Source organism: Pantoea sp. NGS-ED-1003 (assembly GCF_000738765.1).
GTDB classification, from domain to species: Bacteria; Pseudomonadota; Gammaproteobacteria; order Enterobacterales; family Enterobacteriaceae; genus Pantoea; species Pantoea septica.
On the sequence record NZ_JPQA01000028.1, the window covers coordinates 1 to 2360 of the forward strand.

A 2360-nucleotide genomic window follows, 5' to 3' on the forward strand; every position below is an offset into this window, starting at 1 on the left:
TTCTGTTCGGTGACGGCACCGGCACGCACCTGAACGGTATCGTACCGCAGGCATCTGCATACGCTGCCGCCTTCACCGTGGCGAATCAGAGCGGTATCGATGATCTGCGACTGGCTATGCTGCAGGCGCAGCTGGCACGCTTCCCGGCCTCCGGCCATGTTCTTCACTTCATAGACTGGGCGAAGATCGAGCTGACTAAGGATACGCTGGGCCGTTACATTTTGGCGAACCCGGCAGCGCTGACCGGTCCTACCCTGTGGGGTCTGCCGGTTGTCGCGACCGAAGCGGCTGCGTTCCAGGGTAAATTCCTGACCGGCGCGTTCAATGCCGGTGCGCAGATTTTCGACCGCGAAGATGCCAACGTGGTCATCTCCACCGAAAACGCCGACGACTTTGAGAAAAATATGATCTCAATCCGTTGCGAAGAGCGTCTGGCGCTGGCCGTTAAGCGTCCTGAAGCGTTCGTTTATGGTTCATTCACCGCTCCGGCTCCTGCAGCTGGTTAGTCATGGTAGCGGCCTCAGGGCCGCTTTCCCGGGAGTAAAATATGAAACTGCTTCTGATTAAACCGAATTACTTCGGCGGCACGGTCGTATCCGAAGGCAACACCATTGAGACCACCGAACAGCACGGTCGCGAGCTGATTAAGCTGGGTTATGCCAGTGAGGTGGATGACAGCGCAGCGGAGAAAGCGGCAGCTGAGGCGAAAGAAAAAGCTGAAGCGCTTGCGAAGGCTGAAGAAGAGGCCAAAGCAAAAGCTTCTGAATCGCAGGAAAAAGCGGACGCTGAAGCCAGCGCGAAAGCGGCAGCTGAGGCGAAGGAAAAAGCCAAAAAATAAGGCATGGCCATGCTGCTGACTCTAGAAGAAATCCGGTTGCAGTGCCGTCTTGAAAGTGACTTCACCGAAGAAGATCGGCTACTTGAGCTGCTGGCGCTGGCGGCAGAGGCGAAGGCGGTGACCTACCTAAACCGCAATCTGTATAAAACGGTGGCTGATATTGCACCGCTGGATACCGATGGCATGGTTATTACTGAAGATATCCGGCTTGCGCTGCTGATGCTGGTCAGCCACTGGTATGAGCATCGCAGTTCAGTTTCAGAGCTGGAGATGACGGAGACGCCCCAGGCGTTTGAGTTCCTGCTCTATTCTCGGCGCCTGCCGGTGTCGGGGTACTAGCATGCAGCGACGCTCATCAAATACCAGTGCCGTCTATACGCTCCCCGATCCAGGTGAGCTGAATAAGCGCATTCACCTGCGCCAGCGTATCGACCAGGCGGCGGCTGATTACGGCACCGAGCCGGTCTATCAGAATGAAAAGAACGTGTGGGCGAAGGTCCGGCAGGTGGGTGCTACCACCTATCACGAATCTGTTCAGGCTGATGACACCATAACCCACTACATGATCATCCGTTATCGCCAAGGGATAACGTCAGATTTTGAGGTGGTTTACAGCGGTTACGTGTATCGCGTTAAACGCCTGCGCGACCTCAACTCAGCCGGTCGTTACCTGCTGATGGAGTGTGAGGAGCTGAGGGCTGTAGACAGCGACGGAGAGATGTATGGCTAAGCCGCTTCTGCACGTTGATTTTCAGCAGCCCAAAGACCTCGTTTTTAACCGGGCAAAAATGCGCCGCGCCTTTATTCAGATTGGTCAGGTGCATATGCGTGATGCCCGGCGTCTGGTTATGCGTCGTGCTCGATCATCTCCTGATGAGTATCCCGGATTCAGAACCGGCAGACTTGCGCGGTCAATCGGCTATTACGTTCCCCGAGCATCAAAAAGCCGTCCGGGCCTGATGGTGAGAATCGCGCCTAACCAGAAGCGGGGTGAGGGAAATCGTCTTATTGATGGTGACTTTTACCCGGCCTTCCTGTTCTACGGCGTGAAGCGGGGCGCTAAGCGCAGAAAGAGCCACCACAAAGGCAAGTCCGGAGGGAATGGCTGGCGGGTTGCACCGCGTAAAAACTACATGACGGAAGTGCTGGAGGCTCGCAAAACGTGGACGCGCTATGTGCTGAGCCGGGCACTGCGCACCTCACTTCGTCCCGAAAGGAAAAAGAAATGAAGCTATCACTGGTGATCGCCGCACTCCGGGCGCGATGTCCCATGTTCGCGGGCAACGTGGCCGGGGCTGCCGAGTTTAAAGCCATCCCCGAAACCGGCAAGATGCGTCTGCCGGCGGCGTATGTGGTGCCGACTGAGGACGTCACAGCTGAGCAGAAGTCCCTGACCGACTACTGGCAGAACGTGACCGAAGGATTTGCTGTCGTAGTGGTTCTCGACAATACGCGCGATGAGCGCGGTCAGGCGGCCGGTTATGACGCCGTGCATGATGTGCGGCAGCAAATCTGGAAGGCG

5 protein-coding genes and 1 pseudogene are annotated in these 2360 nt (G+C 56.6%); all 6 read left to right on the plus strand.

Annotated elements, in window-relative coordinates:
* Positions 1-506: phage major capsid protein (locus JS46_RS22485; protein WP_033756019.1), on the plus strand; the 506-nt coding region annotated here is incomplete at its 5' end.
* A 41-nt stretch (positions 507-547) separates the two neighbouring features.
* Positions 548-838, plus strand: a complete 291-nt coding sequence (locus tag JS46_RS22490) for a hypothetical protein (RefSeq protein WP_033756021.1) — start codon at positions 548-550, stop codon at positions 836-838.
* Between the two features lie 9 nt (positions 839-847).
* Positions 848-1177, plus strand: coding sequence for a head-tail connector protein (locus JS46_RS22495; RefSeq protein ID WP_033756025.1), 330 nt, complete (start codon positions 848-850; stop codon positions 1175-1177).
* Between the two features lies 1 nt (position 1178).
* Positions 1179-1568: a phage head closure protein gene (locus JS46_RS22500; RefSeq protein WP_033756022.1), complete on the plus strand. Its 390-nt coding sequence runs from the start codon at positions 1179-1181 to the stop codon at positions 1566-1568.
* Complete coding sequence (locus JS46_RS22505) at positions 1561-2067, plus strand: hypothetical protein (RefSeq protein ID WP_033756024.1); 507 nt, start codon at positions 1561-1563, stop codon at positions 2065-2067. The genes JS46_RS22500 and JS46_RS22505 overlap by 8 nt, the downstream gene beginning before the upstream one ends.
* Positions 2064-2360, plus strand: a pseudogene (locus tag JS46_RS22510) (hypothetical protein); the annotation flags it as partial. The gene JS46_RS22505 and the pseudogene JS46_RS22510, both read left to right, overlap by 4 nt.